The organism is Moellerella wisconsensis ATCC 35017 (assembly GCF_001294465.1).
Classification (GTDB): Bacteria; Pseudomonadota; Gammaproteobacteria; order Enterobacterales; family Enterobacteriaceae; genus Moellerella; species Moellerella wisconsensis.
Window position 1 is genome coordinate 1 of sequence record NZ_LGAA01000103.1, and the last position, 212, is coordinate 212.

Here is a 212-nt window from a genome sequence, read left to right on the forward strand (position 1 = left end):
TACGCAGTCACCCCATAAAAGAGGCTCCCACTGCTTGTACGTACACGGTTTCAGGTTCTATTTCACTCCCCTCGCCGGGGTTCTTTTCGCCTTTCCCTCACGGTACTGGTTCACTATCGGTCAGTCAGGAGTATTTAGCCTTGGAGGATGGTCCCCCCATATTCAGACAGGATGTCACGTGTCCCGCCCTACTCATCGAACTCACAACATAT

Annotated in this window: 1 rRNA gene; it reads right to left on the reverse strand. The window is 51.9% G+C overall.

Annotated elements, in window-relative coordinates:
• Positions 1-212 (reverse strand): 23S ribosomal RNA (locus tag M992_RS14560); the annotation flags it as partial.